Source organism: Deltaproteobacteria bacterium PRO3, assembly GCA_030263375.1.
In the GTDB taxonomy this organism is placed as follows: Bacteria; UBA10199; UBA10199; order DSSB01; family DSSB01; genus DSSB01.
In genome coordinates this window covers 14,006-30,419 of record SZOV01000034.1, presented here as the reverse complement: position 1 = coordinate 30,419, position 16,414 = coordinate 14,006, and the positions used below count along the sequence as shown (strand labels likewise).

General features: G+C 62.7%; 9 protein-coding genes. 8 read left to right on the top strand and 1 reads right to left on the bottom strand.

What is annotated here, in order from left to right; translation table 11 throughout:
* Window positions 1-448: 448 nt before the first annotated feature.
* Window positions 449-1,771 (bottom strand): HlyC/CorC family transporter, encoded by a 1,323-nt coding sequence (locus FBR05_07215; protein MDL1871980.1) that lies wholly within the window; start codon window positions 1,769-1,771, stop codon window positions 449-451.
* Window positions 1,772-1,953: 182 nt separating this feature from the next.
* On the opposite strand from FBR05_07215, the gene FBR05_07210 reads away from it, so the two are divergent.
* The 8 genes from FBR05_07210 to FBR05_07175 all read left to right on the top strand — a co-directional run bounded on the left by FBR05_07210 (window position 1,954) and on the right by FBR05_07175 (window position 16,128).
* Window positions 1,954-2,334, top strand: a complete 381-nt coding sequence (locus FBR05_07210) for a hypothetical protein (GenBank protein ID MDL1871979.1) — start codon at window positions 1,954-1,956, stop codon at window positions 2,332-2,334.
* Between the two features lie 60 nt (window positions 2,335-2,394).
* Entirely contained in the window at window positions 2,395-3,723 is a 1,329-nt protein-coding gene (locus FBR05_07205) for a TolC family protein (protein ID MDL1871978.1), read from the top strand.
* On the top strand, window positions 3,710-4,993 hold the full coding sequence (locus FBR05_07200) for an HlyD family efflux transporter periplasmic adaptor subunit (GenBank protein ID MDL1871977.1): 1,284 nt from the start codon (window positions 3,710-3,712) through the stop codon (window positions 4,991-4,993). The genes FBR05_07205 and FBR05_07200 overlap by 14 nt, the downstream gene beginning before the upstream one ends.
* A gap of 18 nt (window positions 4,994-5,011) precedes the next feature.
* Window positions 5,012-8,305 (top strand): efflux RND transporter permease subunit, encoded by a 3,294-nt coding sequence (locus FBR05_07195; protein MDL1871976.1) that lies wholly within the window; start codon window positions 5,012-5,014, stop codon window positions 8,303-8,305.
* A gap of 82 nt (window positions 8,306-8,387) precedes the next feature.
* Window positions 8,388-8,765, top strand: coding sequence for a hypothetical protein (locus FBR05_07190; protein ID MDL1871975.1), 378 nt, complete (start codon window positions 8,388-8,390; stop codon window positions 8,763-8,765).
* A gap of 31 nt (window positions 8,766-8,796) precedes the next feature.
* Window positions 8,797-10,152, top strand: a complete 1,356-nt coding sequence (locus FBR05_07185) for an MBL fold metallo-hydrolase (protein ID MDL1871974.1) — start codon at window positions 8,797-8,799, stop codon at window positions 10,150-10,152.
* A gap of 46 nt (window positions 10,153-10,198) precedes the next feature.
* Window positions 10,199-13,390, top strand: a complete 3,192-nt coding sequence (locus FBR05_07180; GenBank protein ID MDL1871973.1) for an efflux RND transporter permease subunit — start codon at window positions 10,199-10,201, stop codon at window positions 13,388-13,390.
* Window positions 13,288-16,128, top strand: coding sequence for a cation-translocating P-type ATPase (locus FBR05_07175; GenBank protein ID MDL1871972.1), 2,841 nt, complete (start codon window positions 13,288-13,290; stop codon window positions 16,126-16,128). Before FBR05_07180 ends, FBR05_07175 begins: the two co-directional genes overlap by 103 nt.
* Window positions 16,129-16,414 lie beyond the last annotated feature (286 nt).

The following is a 16,414-nucleotide window of genomic DNA, read 5'->3' as shown; positions in this document are numbered from 1 at the left end:
CCGCGAGATCGCCGTCAATGCCCCCTCTGGCAGTGACCTATGGATTGTTCCCAACTGCCGCCATCGCCGTGCCCATATTAAATACCCGGAGCAGTATGCCCAAAAAGTCGTAGAATGGTTTGAAAACACACTCTAATTTCATCAGGTGGAGCATCCGATGGAAGCCGTACCCCCGAATTCTTTAGTGCCTCAAAATCCATCCGACCACCCATCATCAATCTCTGACACTCCCAAGACCATCCACTACCCCTTGACCCCGCCAGAAGCACAACGTATCGAAAAATTGCGTAACTATGCTCAAGGTGCCATGCACCGTCGCAATCTGGAGACGGCAGTCAGGGCATGGACAGCAGTATTGGACATTCGGATAGATCATCCTGTAGCATTAGCAAAAGCGACCAAAGCTCTCTATGACGGTTATTTCACCGAGGACGCATGGACACTTATGTTACGGGCACTGCGCGGCGGTTCTACCTCGGCGGCGGTGTTTCTGTTGGGGATTGAATTGGCCGAAAAAATAGGACGCTGGCGGGAGGCGGATGAAATCGCCCTCCTTGGCCAGGCGACCTAGCTGGTTGGTGAAAAAGCCTCCGATCGAGACGGAATTTTCGTCCTCCAGGGAAATATCCAAGACCTGCTCGACCTCGCGCAGCGTGGCGGTGCCGTCCACCACGTAGGAATTTTCTCCGCGCTTGCTGATCTTGGGCAGCTCCTGGTCGAACTCGTCCTGAATCTCGCCGACCAGCTCCTCGATGACGTCCTCCAGCGAGACGAGGCCGGCGGTGCTGCCGAACTCGTTGATCACCACCGCCATGTGGATCTTTTTGGTCTGGAACTCGCGCAGCAGTTGGTCGCTGGTCACGGTCTCGGGAACGAAGAGGATGGGGCGCTTCAGGTCGTAGAGATTGATCAGGTTGTCGCTGTCCTCGAGCTTCCAGATGATGTCCTTGATGTTGATCAGGCCGACGACGTGGTCGAGGTCGCCGTCGCAAATCGGAAAGCGGGTGTGGCCCGACTCTTTCGCGATGTCCATGTTCTCCTTCGCGCTCTTTCCGACTTGCAGGTAGACGATGTCCTGACGCGGCACCATGATCTGGCGCGCCGTCCGGTGGGTGAACTCGAAGATGTTCTCGAGCAGCGAGGCCTTGCGCGGGGAGAGCGATCCCTCCTCGTAGGAGTCCTCGACGATCAATCGGATCTCGTCCTCGGTGTGGGTCTCCTCGGCCTTCGCGTCGAAGCCCATCAGGCGGATGATCCAGGTGGTCGCGTGGTTGAGGAACCAGAGGAAGGGGAAGAAGATCCAGTAGAAGAAGCGCATCGGCACCGCGACCGCGAGCAGGACCTTCTCGGCGGTCTGAATCGCCATCTGCTTGGGCACCAATTCGCCCAGCAGGAGGTGCAGCACGGTGATGACGGTGAAGGCGACGGTGAAGGCCACGCCGCGGATGGCGGCCTCGCTCAAGGCGAAGTTGCGCAGCAGGGGTTCGATCAAGGCCGCGAAGGCGGGCTCACCGACCCAGCCCAGGCCGAGGCTGGCCAGGGTGATGCCCAATTGGGTCGCCGAGAGATAGGCGTTGAGATCCTGCACGATGGAATAGGCCCAACGCGCCAGGAAGTTGCCGCTCTCTTGCAGGGTCTCGAGCCGGGTGCTGCGCACCTTGACCATGGCGAACTCGGCCGCGACGAAAAAGGCGTTGAGCAGCACCAGGAGGAAGGCGATCGTCAGGTACCAGGGCGAAATTTCGTGGGAGGCTAGCGCGGGGTTCGACATAGCATGAGCCGTCTCACTATATAGCTTAGGCGCGCCGGGCAACCCAATCAATTTCCAAACGCGGAGAGTAAAATATTTTTACATAGTTATTTCATGGGGTTATGCTCTGGGCGCGTCGGAGCCTCGAAGATTCTCGAAATAAATCTGGACCCATGCGCGTTGCCTCCCTTAGGATGAATCGCGTGTCGCGTCGTTTTCCATCCCTTCGAACGATTTCCTTGACCATCGTCCTGACCTTGGCCTTCCTCGGCCTGCAGGCCTTGGTGCCCGTCTGCGCGGGGGCGAGGGCCGCGGCGTTCGCCAAGCACGATTGCTGCGCGGGGCAAAAATCCTGCCATACCCAGTGGCGGCGCGGCTCCTGCTGCGAGGTTCAGCCGGGCGCCGAGGGCTTGCCCCCGACTTCGCTGGCGAAACACCAAGACTCGGGAAAGACGGCGCCGGCGACGCTGGCGGTCCTACCTATCCTTGTCTCGATCCCCAAGCTGGCTTTCGAAGGCCGCGAACTCGCGCGGCGCGCCCAGGCGCCGCCCCTCTACTTGACCAAGCAATCCCTCCTCTGTTGAACCGACGGTCCCCATTCTCGCGACCGTAACGGATACCCACGTCTAAAAAGGTGATGTGCCATGCATCGAATGAAATTATTCGCGATGCTCCTCGCGGGCCTCGCGATGGGCGTCGCGTCCCGTGCCTGGGCCGCGGACGTCCTCACGTTGGACGCCGCCGTCCTGACCGCGCTGGAGCAAAACCCCGAGCTGAAGGCCATGCAGCAGGACGCCGCGGCGGCCAAGACGAAGTACCCCGGCAGCCGATTTTGGGAAGATCCCATGATCGGGGTGCGATTCTACGATGTGCCTTTGGGCGAGAATCTCGATAAGGCCACCGACATCGACTACATCATCGCGCAAAAATTTCCCTTTCCGGGGAAAGTCAAGGCGGCCTCAAAGGCGGCCTATCATGAATATCTTTACACCGTTCAGCTGCTGGGCGCGCGGGGCCGCGAGGTCGTCAGCGAGGTCAAGGGCGCCTATTACGGCCTGTTCGCGGCCCAGCGCATGATCGAGGTCAACCGGAAGATCGAGTCCTACCTGCGCTCGACGGTGCAGGTGGCCCAGAGCAAGCTGGCGGCCGGCCAGGCCATGGGCGTGGACGCCGTCCAGGGCCAGGCCGAGATCGCCAAAATCCTCAGCGACCGTGAATCCCTGATCCAGGAGAGGAATATCCTCCAGGCCAAGTTGAACCGGCTCATGTCCCGGCCGAGCCAAGAGGAGATACGCCTGCCGGCGAAATTGCAGCTTCCCCAGTGGGAGGTGGGTTTGGAGGAGATGCTCGCCTTGGGGCAGGAGGGTCATCCCGCCGTCAAGGGCGCCCGGGAGAAGATCGAGGAGAAGCAATGGGCCGTGAAAGCGGCCAAGCGGGAATATTATCCGGATTTCGGAGCCCGGTGGGAGTATTTCCAGCACCCCGGCGAGCGGGACGCCTGGACCGGCGAGCTGATGCTCAACATTCCCCTGATCGTGAACAAGAAAAAATTGGGCGTCTCCCAGGCCGAGGCGGAGCTGGCCGGCGCGACTTTCACCCAGCAGTCCGTCAAGAACACCGTGGCCTACCGCGTGCGTGAGACCTACGAGAAGATGAAGTCCAACGACCGGATCCTCCGGCTCACCTCGGGAACCCTCCTGCCGCAGTCCCGTCAGGCCGTGGAAATTACCTCCGCGGCGTACACCACCGGCAAAGCGGGCTTTTTGGATTTTCTCAACGCGACGCGCGGCCTCTTCGAGGCCGAGATGAATTATTGGAAGGCCTTCGAAAACATGGGCATGGCCGTCAGCGAATTGGAAGAGGCGGCGGGCATGACGCGCGAGGAGTATCTCGCGGCGAAGGGCGCGGGAGCTCCCCAAACCTTCGACCTGGAAAAGACCATTGGAGCGGAGGAAAAAAATGGGAAGAAATAATGCTTGGAAAATTCTCGCGGCGGCCCTGGTGACGATGACGGCGCTCGTCGGCTGCAAGGACAAGAAGCCGGAATCCGCACCGTCCGGCGCGACCGGGGCCTCCCAAGCGGAGCGCGAAGTGCTGGCCTATACCTGTTCGATGCATCCTTGGGTGAGATCGGACAAGCCCGGCACCTGTCCGGCCTGCGGGATGGCGTTGGTCCCGATTTTCGCCGAGGGCTTGGAAGACGGGGGCGGCTCCGGTGAGCATAAGCATGCCGAGGAGCCCGCGCCGCCGGCCGCCGCCGCGGGACACGAGGGCCACTCGCCCGCGAAACCGGAGGAAAAAAAGATCCTCTATTACGTCGACCCCATGCATCCTTGGTACAAGTCCGACAAACCCGGCAAGGCCCCGGACTGCGGGATGGACCTGGTGCCGGTCTACGCGGAGGAGGGGGGCGCCGAGACCCGGCCGACGACGGCGACGGATCGGGTCGGCGTGAAGGTCAGCGGGGAAAAGCAGCAATTGATCGGCGTGAGCACCGCGCCGGTCGAGATGCGGCCGCTGGAACGGGACATCTACGCGACGGGGCGGGTGGCCTACGATCCGGACTTGCTGGTGGCCCAGTCGGAGTATCTCACCGCCTTGAAGACCGGCGGCGGGGCGCTGGGCGGCCTGCAAGGCGGCCTCGTCCAGGCCGCCAAGACGCGTCTGCAGCTGCTGGGGATGAGCGAGCCGCAAATCTCGGACTTGCGCCGGAAAGGCAGGCCCAACCTCAATCTCCTGGTTCCGCAAAAGGGCGAGGCCGTGTGGATCTACGCCTCTCTCTACGAATCGGACCTGCCCTGGGTCGAGCCGGGCGCGCCCGCGCAAGTCATCCTGGGATCCACCGGGCAGACCTTCGACACCAACCTGGCCTCCATCGATCCCGTGATCGACCCTGTCTCGCGGACGGCCCAAGCCAGGCTGCAACTGTCCAATCCGGACGGGAAGTTCAAGCCGGAGATGTACGTGCGGGTGCGGGTCAAGGCCCAGGGCGGGAGGGTGTTGGCGATACCCGAGAGCGCCCTCATCGAAACCGGGACGAGGCATATCGCCTATGTCGACGCGGGGGGCGGCGCCTTCCAGCCGCGCGAGGTCAAGATCGGCCGCCGGGGAACCGGTTTCGTGGAGGTGCTCGGCGGACTGGCCGAAGGCGACCGGGTGGTGACCAACGGCAATTTTCTCATCGATTCGGAATCTCGGCTGAAGGCCACCTTCTCGGGCGGCGGGGGCGGACACCAACATTAAAAAGACATTTAGATTCTCATGATCGACAAAATTATCGAAGCCTGCGCCCGAAACCGGGCCATCACCTTGATCTTGACCGCCGTCGCGGTGGCGGCCGGGATCTGGTCGATGAAGAACATCTCCTTGGATGCGATTCCCGACCTCTCCGACACCCAAGTGATCGTCTATTCCCGCTGGGACCGCAGCCCCGACATCATCGAGGACCAGGTGACCTACCCGATCGTCACCGCCTTGCTCGGCGCCCCCAACGTGAAGGCGATCCGCGGATTTTCCGACTTCGGGTACTCCTACGTCTACGTGATCTTCGAGGACGGCACCGACATCTACTGGGCGCGCAGCCGGACCCTCGAATACCTAAGCAAGATCCTGCCGCGCCTGCCGCAGGGGGTGCAGACCGAGTTGGGGCCCGACGCGACCTCCGTCGGTTGGGTGTTCCAATACGCCCTCGTGGACAAGAGCGGGAAGAACGACCTGTCCCAGCTGAAGTCCTACCAGGATTGGTACCTGAAGTATTACCTCCAGTCGGTGCCGGGCGTTGCCGAGGTCGCCACCGTGGGCGGCTTCGCGCGGCAATACCAGGTTCAGGTCGACCCCGCGGCCCTGCAAGGTTACGGCGTCACCATCGACGAGGTGGTCGATGCCGTCCGCAAGGGCAACAACGACGTCGGCGGGCGCTTGGTGGAGATGGCGGGGGCCGAATACATGGTGCGGGGCCGCGGCTACGCCAAATCCGTCGAAGACCTCGAGAAGATCGTCGTGAAGGTGAACGAAAAAACGGGCACCCCGGTGACGGTCGCGCAGGTGGCCCGCGTTCAGCTGGGTCCCGACATCCGCCGGGGAGTCGCGGACTGGAACGGGGAGGGGGATACCGTCGGGGGCATTGTGGTGATGCGCTATGGGGAAAACGCCCTCAAGGTCATCGACCGGGTGAAGGAAAAGCTCGAGGAGATCCGGCCCTCCCTGCCGCCCGGGGTGGAGATCGTCTCCACCTACGACCGCTCCGGCCTCATCCTCCGGGCGATCGACACCTTGAAGTGGACCCTCATCGAGGAGCTGATCATCGTCAGCATCATCATCCTGATTTTCCTTTGGCATATTCCGTCCGCCATCATCCCCATTCTGACCATCCCGATTTCGATCGTGTTGGCCTTCATTCCCTTCAAGGCCATGGGCATGACGGCCAATATCATGTCCCTGGCCGGCATCGCGATCTCCATCGGCGTTTTGGTGGACGGCGCGATCATCGAGGTCGAGAACGCCTATAAAAAATTGCAGCTCTGGGACGCGGGAGGGAGGGTCGGGGATTTCCACGAGGTGCGCCTGAAGGCCCTCAAGGAAGTCGGGCCCTCGGTGTTCTTCTCGCTCTTGGTCATCGCCGTGGCCTTTTTGCCGATCTTCACCCTGGTGGACCAAGAGGGGCGCCTGTTCAAGCCCCTCGCCTATTCGAAGAATCTGACGATGGCCATCGCGGCCCTCCTGGCCATCACGCTGGACCCCGCGATGCGGATGCTGTTCACCCGCATGGACTACGTCCATTTCAAGCCGCGCTGGCTCGCGTCCTTGTTCAACCATGTGACCGTCGGAAAATATTATCCGGAGGAGAAGCACCCGATCAGCAAGGCCCTGTTCAAGGTCTACGAGCCGGTTTGCCACGCGGTCTTGAGGCATCCCAAGACGACCATCCTGGTCGCCTGCCTGCTGATGGGGACGGTGATCTATCCCTATTCGAAACTGGGGTCGGAATTCATGCCGCCCCTGAACGAAGGGTCCATCCTCTACATGCCGACCACCTTGCCCGGCCTATCCGTGACCGAGGCCTTCAAGGCCATCCAAAAACAGGATGAAATCTTGAAGTCCTTCCCCGAGGTGGAGAGCGTCTTCGGGAAGGCGGGACGCGTGGACAGCTCCACCGATCCCGCGCCCTTTTCCATGGCGGAGACCACGGTGGTGCTGAAACCGACGTCGGAGTGGCGGAAGAAGGATCGCTGGTATTCGCGGCTTCCCGGATTCCTTCACGCGCCGTTGCGCCGTATCTGGCCGGACCATATCTCCTACGAGGAGTTGATCGCCGAGATGGACCGCAAGATGCAGATGCCGGGTTGGACCAATGCCTGGACCATGCCGATCCGGAACCGCATCGACATGCTCGCCACCGGGATCCGCACGCCGATCGGGATCAAGATCCTGGGCCCGGACTTGGAGAAAATCCAGGAAATCGGGACCCATCTCGAGAGCATCCTGCGCGAGGTGCCCGGCACCCGCAGCGTGTTCGCGGAGCGGACGGCGGGGGGTTACTTTTTGGACTTCGACTTCAAGCGGGAGGAACTGGCGCGCTACGGCCTGACGGTCGACGACGTCAACATGGTCGTGGCCCAGGCGATCGGCGGCGAGAACGTGACGACGACCATCGAGGGTCCGGAACGCTACGGGGTCAACGTCCGCTATCTGCGGGACCTGCGGGGGGACTTCAGCCAGTTGGAGCGGGTCTTGGTGCCGACGCCCTCCGGCGCCCAGATTCCCCTGGTGCAGGTCGCGGACCTCAAGGTCCGCTCGGGTCCGGCGATGATCCGCAACGAGAGCGGCCTCAAGGCCGGCTACGTCTTCGTGGATATGACCGGCCGCGACGTGGGCGGCTACGTCGCCGAGGCCAAAAAAAAGGTGGAAAGCGCCCTGGGCGCGACCCCCGGCTACACCCTCCAATGGAGCGGCCAGTTCGAGAACATGCAGCGGGTGGAGGAGCGCCTCAAGCTGGTCATCCCGCTGACGTTTTTTATCATTTTCATGCTGCTGTTCATGAACACCAAGTCGACGGTGAAGGCGGGCATCGTGATGCTGGCGGTGCCGTTTTCGGCGATCGGGGCGGTCTGGCTGCTCTATCTGCTTGATTACAATCTCTCGATCGCCGTTTGGGTCGGCATCATCGCCCTGATGGGTCTCGATGCTGAGACGGGCGTCTTCATGCTGCTCTTTCTCGACCTCGCCTACCACGAAAAGGCCGACAAGGGAGAAATGCGGACCCGGGAGGATCTCGTCGACGCCGTCATCCACGGCGCGGTGAAGCGGGTGCGCCCGAAGATGATGACGGTGATGTCGGCCTTCATGGGGCTGATTCCCATCATGTACTCCACCGGCACCGGCTCCGATATGATGAAGCGCATCGCCGCGCCGATGGTGGGCGGGCTGTTCACGTCCTTTGCCCTGGAATTGCTGGTGTATCCGGCGGTCTACTACCTGTGGAAATGGAACGGGGAAATGAAGCGGGGAACGCGCGTGCCGAGCCCGCTTCCGGCGGGGACCTTGCGGCCGCATTGAAGCGGGGCCCGCGCGCGGGCCGCGCCGCCCTTTGGGTTTGGATAGATTTCGGTAATTTCAATTTTTTATAAGGAGGTTTCTTATGAAGAATTTTTTTGTCGCCGGTTTTTGTCTGCTGTCCTTGCTTGCCGTCGCCGGCTGCGGCCGGGCCTCGGAAACCGTCCAGGGACCCGAGCCCGAGCTACGCCAAGTCTTGGCGACCCCGGGCGAATGGGCGGTTCCGGAAATCGACGGGGATCTGATCAAGGTGAACAACCTATTGTGCGCGGTCTCGCGCACGCCGATGGGTCAGGAGACGCTGGGGAAGTTCACGGGCCGGGTGGTGTACGCCGGCAATAATCCCAAGTATCGGGGCAAGACCTTCGAGTTCAATTACTGCTGCGCCATGTGCCAGCAGATGTTCCCACAGAAGTTCGCGAAGGACCCCGACGGGGTTTTGAGGTTCCACGGCCTGTTGTAGCCGTGCACCCGCTCAAAGACAGGCGGTAAATATGGAAATAAAATTCCTCGGCGCGGCCGGAACCGTCACCGGGTCGAAATACCTCGTGACGGCGGAAGGCAAAAACATTCTGGTGGATTGCGGCCTTTTCCAGGGGTTGAAAAATCTGCGCCTGAAAAATTGGGAGGCGCCGCCGCTGGACCCCGCGGTCCTCGACGCGGTTCTCCTGACCCACGCCCACATCGACCACAGCGGATACCTGCCGCTCCTGGTCCGACGCGGATTCAAAGGCAGGATATATTGCACCTTCGGCACACGCGCTCTCTGCGCCATTTTGCTGCCGGACTCCGGACATCTTCAGGAAGAAGAGGCGAGGTATGCGAACAAGAGGGGTTTCTCGAAGCATTCGCCCGCGCTTCCCCTCTATACCCAGGCGCAGGCGGAGACGGCCTTGCGGCAATTGTCTCCGCTGAATTTCGGCGAAGAATTTCCGCTCGGGAAAGGGTTGAGCTTTCAGTTTCTGCCTGCCGGGCATATCTTGGGTTCGGCGATGGTGCGCCTTCGCCAGGGGTCGAACTCGCTTCTTTTCAGCGGAGACTTGGGCAGGCCGAACGACCTGATCATGCGGCCCCCCGCGACGGTCCGTCGCGCCGATTACCTGGTGTTGGAATCCACCTATGGGGACCGCCGTCACGCGTCCGGCGACCCGGAAGAGGAGTTGGGGAAAGTCCTTCTTCGCGTCGCCGAGCGAGGCGGAGTGGTCCTGGTGCCCGCCTTCGCGGTAGGGCGAGCCCAGACCCTTCTCTATTGCATTCAAAGACTGAAGGCCTCCGGCAAAATCCCGGATATCCCCGTCTTTCTCAACAGTCCCATGGCGGTGAACGCCACGAACATTTATTGCAAGCATTTCGAAGAGCATCGCCTTACGGCCGAGCAATGCGAGGCCATATGCGGCACCGCCAAATTCGTGAACAGCGTCGAAGAATCGAAGGCCCTCAACCGAAAGCGCGGGCCGATGATCCTCATCTCGGCCAGCGGAATGGCCACGGGCGGCAGAATATTGCATCATCTCAAGGCCTTCGCCCCCGATCCGAACAACGCCATCCTTCTGGCCGGCTATCAGGCGGCCGGCACTCGCGGCGCCGCGATGGCCGCCGGGGCCGAATCGATCAAGATACACGGGGAATACGTTCCGGTGCGCGCCGAAGTGGTGAAAATGGATTCCTTGTCGGCGCATGCCGATTACGTCGAGATCCTGCAGTGGTTGCGGGGCTTGGAGTCGCCGCCACGGACCGTGTTCATCACTCACGGCGAGCCGGCGGCGGCCGATGCGCTTCGCCGCAGGATCGAGGAGCAGTTTCATTGGAAATGCCGGGTGCCGGAATACTTGGAAACGGCCGACCTTTGAGCGGAGCCGCAATCCGGCGGCCGGCCGGGAAAAACAGAGAGAGCCCATGATCGCTGCGATCATCGAATTTTGCGCGCGCAACCGCCTCCTGGTGTTGATCGGGGTCGGCGCCCTATTGCTGTGGAGCGCCTGGGCGATCCGCCGCACCCCCGTGGACGCCTTGCCCGACCTCTCGGACACCCAGGTCATCCTATGGACCGAGTGGATGGGCCGCAGTCCCAATCTTATCGAGGACCAGATCACCTACCCGCTCGTCACTGCCTTCCTTTCGGTGCCCCGGGTCAAGGTGGTGCGCGGCTTCTCGATGTTCGGGATGTCCTTCGTCTACATCATTTTCGAGGACGGAACCGACATCTATTGGGCGCGGACCCGCGCCTTGGAATACCTCTCCAAGCTGCGGGGCAGGTTGCCGCCGGGGGTGGCGCCCGAGATCGGTCCGGACGCCACCGGCGTCGGCTGGGTCTTCGAATACGCCCTGGTGGACAAGAGCGGGAAACACAGCCTTCAAGAGCTGCGCAGTTTTCAGGATTGGTACCTCCGTTATTGGCTGACCTCGATTCCGGGAGTGGCCGAGGTCGCCAGCCTGGGCGGCTACGAGAAGCAGTACCAGGTCGAAATCGATCCCGCGAAGCTGCAGGCCCTCAATGTCTCGCTGATGGACGTGGCGGAGGCCATCCGCCGCTCAAATTCGGAGACGGGGGCCCGGCTGGTGGAAATCGCGGGCGCCGAGTACATGATCCGCGGCCGCGGCTACGTGACCGACGCCAAGTCCTTGGAGGAGCTTGCGGTAGGGCTTGGGCCGGGGGGCACGCCCGTGCGCCTGCGCGACGTGGCGCGCGTTCAGGTAGGCGGGAATATCCGGCGTGGCTTCGCCGAGCTCAACGGCGAGGGCGAGGCGGTGGGCGGCATCGTGGTGATGCGGTACGGGGAAAACGCCTTGGCCGTCATCGATCGGCTCAAGGCCCGTCTGCAGGAACTGAAGCCCTCCTTTCCGGAGGGCGTGGAGTTGGTCGCCACTTACGACCGCTCCGACCTGATCCGCAGCTCGATGAAAACCCTCTCCGACGCCCTGCTCGAGGAGATGGTCCTCGTGGCCGCGATGATCGTCCTTTTCCTGTTCCATTTCCGCTCGACCTTGGTGGCGGTGATCACGCTGCCGGTGGCGGTGGCCGTATCCTTCATCCCCATGTATTACATGCGGCTCACCTCCAATATCATGTCGCTGGCGGGGATCGTCATCGCCATCGGGGACGTCGTGGACGCCGCCATCATCATGGTGGAAAACGCCCACCGCAAGCTGGAGGAAGACGGAGGCCGCAGGCCGCGCCTGGAGGTGGTCATCGAGGCCGCGCGGGAAATCGGGCCCAGCATCTTCGGCTCCCTGCTCATCATCGTGGTCGCCTTCCTTCCGGTCTTCGTCCTGGAGGCCCAGGAGGGCCGCCTGTTCAGCCCGCTGGCCTATACCAAGACCTATTCAGTGGCCTTCGGGGCCCTACTCGGGATCACCTTGGTTCCGGCCTTGATGGTGTTTTTTGTCCGGGGAAAGATCCGCCCCCAGGAATCGAATCCGATCAACCGCGTCAGCATCGCGCTTTACCGCCCGATATTGAGGTTCTGCCTGCGCCGCCGTTACGCGGTCCTCGGCGTCGCGGTGCTGCTGATATTGGCGACCTTCCTGCCGTTCCAGCGACTCGGCTCGGAGTTCATGCCGCCCCTCTCCGAGGGGTCGATCCTGTTCATGCCCGTGACCCCGCCCGGACTCTCTATCGAGGCGGCGAAACAACTCGTCCAGACCCAAGACAGGATCCTCAAAAAATTTCCCGAGGTCGCATCGGTGTTCGGGAAGGCGGGCCGGGCCGAGACCCCCACCGATCCGGCCCCCCTGTCGATGATCGAGACGGTCGTGACGCTGAAGCCGAAGTCGGAGTGGCGTCCCGGCATGACGCAAGAGAAGCTCATCGCCGAGCTGGACGAGGCCCTCGCTTTTCCGGGGGTGCAGAACGCCTTCACGATGCCGATTAAGGCGCGGGTGGACATGCTGACCACCGGCATCCGCACCCCCATCGGGATCAAGGTGTTCGGCAAGGACCTCGCCCAGATCGCCAAGATCGGCGAGGAGCTGGAAAACATCCTCAAAGGGGTCCCGGGGACGCGCAGCGTCTACGCGGAGCGGGAGATGGGCGGTTTCTTCGTCGATTTTGTTCCGGACCGCGCGGCCTTGGCGCGCTACGGACTAAAGATCGAGGACGTGAACGGCGCGGTCGAGATGGCCATCGGGGGCATGGACCTCTCGACGACCATCGAGGGCCGCGAGCGCTACAAGATCAACCTGCGCTACCCACGCGAGCTGCGGGACGACTTGGAGCGGCTGCAGCGCGTCCTGGTCCCGGTGATGCGGGCCCAGGCCGGGGCGGGGCCGGAGGCCAAGGGCGGCATGGCCGGCGGCATGAAATCCGACCTGCCGGGGCCGGTCACCCAGGTGCCGCTCGCCCAGTTGGGCAAGATCGAGGCGGTCATGGGACCGCCCATGATCAAGAACGAGATGGGCTCGTTGAACGGCTGGGTCTACGTCGACATCCAAGGCCGGGACATCGGAGGTTACGTCAACGACGCCAAGCGGGCGGTGGCCCAGTCCTTGAAACTCCCGCCCGGCTACTATTTGAAATGGACCGGGCAATACGAATTCTTGGAACGCATCCAACGGCGCATGCGGATCGTGATCCCGTTGACGTTGCTGTTGATCGTGGCGATCCTGTATTTCAATTTCCAGGGCCTCGGCCAGACCCTGATCGTCATGCTCTCCGTGCCCTTCGCGGCCGTCGGGGCGGTTTGGCTGCTTTATGCCTTCCGTTACAACACCTCCATCGCGGTCTGGGTCGGCATGATCGCCTTGCTGGGCATCGCCGCCCAGACGGCCTCGATCATGGTGGTGTACCTGGACGAAGGGTTCCGGGCCTGGCGCAAGGAGGGCAGGCTTCGGAGTGCCGACGACCTCGTCCGAATGGCGGTGGAGTACGGCGCCACGCGGGTCAGACCGCTGCTGATGGCGGTGGGCCTGAACATCGTCGGCCTGGTGCCCATCATGGTCAGCGACGGCGCCGGTTCGGACGTGGCGAAGCGGATCGCGGCGCCGCTTTGGGGCGGCTTGCTTTCCCTGACCTTGCTGACCCTCTTGGTGATCCCCTCGGTTTACGTGATTTGGCGGAGTTTTCATCTCCGGGAAGCGGAGGGGACGTGAACCCGGAAGTCGTCCAGCATCCGGCATCGCCCCCCTGGCACACCTGGACAGCCGAGGCCGTCCTCGGTCACCTGCGTTCGGACCGGCGAGGTCTCTCCGAAGAAGAGGCCGCCCGAAGGTTGGCCCGGTACGGTTGGAACGAGCTCAAAGAGGGCAAGCCGGTCAAGCCGCTCAAGATTTTCCTTGGCCAGTTTTCCAGCCTCATCGTCTGGATCCTGATTGCCGCCGGCCTCGTGTCGGGTCTGTTGCAGGAGTGGGCCGACAGCATCGCGATCTTTTCGATCGTTCTGCTCAACGGAATCCTCGGATTTTACCAAGAGTACAGCGCCGAGAAATCCATCGCCGCACTGAAAAAGATGACCGCGCCCCACGCCAAGGTGCGGCGGGGCGGGGAGCTGCGCGTCCTGCCCGCGAGGGAAGTCGTCCCGGGAGATATTTTGGAATTGGAGGCGGGAGACCTCGTCCCCGCCGACGCCCGGCTGTTGGAGGCCGATTCCCTGCAAAGCCTGGAGGCGGCCTTGACCGGGGAATCCGAGCCGGTCCGCAAATCGGTTGCGGCCTTGGGAGCCGCCGAAGTCCCGCTCGGCGACCGCAAGAACCTGCTCTATATGGGGACCAGCATTTCGGCGGGCGCGGGCCGCGCGGTCGTCGTCGCCACCGGGATGAAGACCGAATTCGGTCGCATCGCCGGCCTACTGCAGCAGGCCGCCTTCGAGGAGGGCACTCCCCTGCAGAAACGTCTGCAGGCCGTGGGTCGCGTCTTGGTGTGGGCCTCCCTGGGGATCGTGGCGGTCCTATTTCTCTTGGGATATTTGCGGGGACTCAACCCCTTCGACCTCTTTTTGACCTCCGTCAGCATGGCGGTGGCGGCGGTTCCGGAGGGGCTGCCCGCGGTGGTCACCATCGGCCTGGCCTTGGGCGTGCAACGCATGTCGCGCCGGCGCGCCTTGATCCGCAAGCTGCCGGCCGTGGAGACCTTGGGCTCCACCAACGTGATCTGCACGGACAAGACGGGGACGCTCACGGTAGGCGAAATGACGGTGCGAGAGATCTACGTCGGCAGCGTCGCATTCGCGGTGAGCGGAGAAGGCTACGGACCGGAGGGGGAAATCCTCCTGGAGGGCCGGCCTCCTGGGGTCGGCCAAGAGGCCTTGATCCGACGCTTGCTGACGGTGATGACCGGGTGCAACGAGGCGCATCTCATTCACGAGAAGGACCGATGGCAGGCCGTCGGGGATCCCACGGAAGCCGCCTTGCTGGCCGCGGCCCGCAAGGCCGGCGTCGAGCAAGACGCCGTGGAGCGGGACTTCCCCAAGCTCCGGGCCTTTCCCTTCGATTCCGAACGAAAGCGGATGTCGGTCCTTCGCGAAACCCCCGGCGGCGTCCCTGAAGCGATGGTCAAGGGGGCCCCCGACATCTTACTGGCCCTGTGCACGCATATCTTGGACGAAGGGGGTCTTCGTCCGATCGAGGCCTCCGACCGGGAGCGCCTGACGAAACAGATCGATGCCATGGCGGAGCGGGCCCTGCGGGTATTGGCCGCCGCGTATCGCCCGCTCGAGGCAAGGGGCTTCGAAGGTCTTTCCTGGGAGGACGTGGAAAGCCGTTTGGTCTTCCTCGGGCTCGTGGGGATGTACGATCCGCCCCGCGCCGAGGCGAAAGAGGCCGTTGCCAAATGCCGGAGCGCCGGCATCCGCGTGGTGATGATCACCGGGGACCACCCGCATACGGCCCTGGCGATAGCCCGGGAGCTCGGCATCGCGGCGGAGGATGCGAAGGCGCTGTCCGGGGCGGAATTGGACGGGCTCTCCGACCGAGAGCTTCAGGCGCGGGTGGCCGAGATTGCGGTCTATGCCCGGGTGAGCGCGGAGCACAAGCTGCGCGTGGTGCGCGCCTGGAAGGCCGTGGGCGCGGTGATCGCGATGACCGGGGACGGCGTGAACGACGCCCCGGCGATCAAGGGGGCCGATATCGGCATCGCGATGGGCATCACCGGCACCGAGGTCACCAAGGAGGCCTCCGACATGGTCGTTACCGACGACAACTTCGCCTCCATCGTCGCGGCGGTCGAGGAGGGCCGCGGCGTCTACGACAACATCAAGAAGACGCTCCAGTATCTCCTGGCGGGCAACGTCGGCGAGTTGCTGTTGATGACGACGGCCGTTTTGCTCGGCCTGCCGCTTCCGCTCCTGCCGATCCACCTGCTTTGGATCAACCTCGTCACCGACGGACTGCCCGCGCTGTGCCTGGCCACCGATCCCATCGACCCCGACGTGATGCGACGCCCACCGCGGCGGCGGGAGGCCGCCATGACGGATCGCGCTTTCCTTTACTGGACGCTCTTCCCCGGCCTGCTGACGGCGGCGATTGCCTTGGGCGTCTATGGGTATGTCTTGCGCGCGGAAGGTCTGGAAACGGCTCGAACCGCCGCCTTCGCCGTGCTGGTTTACGCCGAAATGCTCAAGTCCTTCGCTTTCCGGAACGAGCGGAAGCCGTTTTGGCAAGTGGGGATATTTTCGAACGCCAGGCTCTTCGCGGTGGTCACGCTTTCCGTCGTCTTTCAGCCCTGGGCCCATCATGTCGAATTCCTGGAGAGGTTTTTCAAGATTTCGGCCATCTCCTGGCGGGAGTGTCTACTGCTCGTCGCGATCGGCGCCGTTCCGCTCGCCGTGATCGAATCGGTCAAGATGTTGAAACATTGGTTTTCCACAAGGAGGTACGCATGCGTCCATTCGTGAGGATTATTATTTTCCTTGCCGCGTCGGCGGTTTTATCGACCGCCCCGGCCCTCGCAGGAATCAATTATATCGAATACCGCGAACGCTACGGAAACGACCCACGAGGGGACCCCATTGGGAGCAAGAAGGCCTACACGCGGCCCAAGCCGGATTCGGACCGCGGACCTTCCGGAATAGATTCGCGGCCGAGTCCGGAGAGTCCCCCCAAGACAAAAAAATCACTCGAGGAGGGCGTCCCACGAGATTCGTTACCGATGACGAGATGATTTTGGCGGCAACGGGCTAA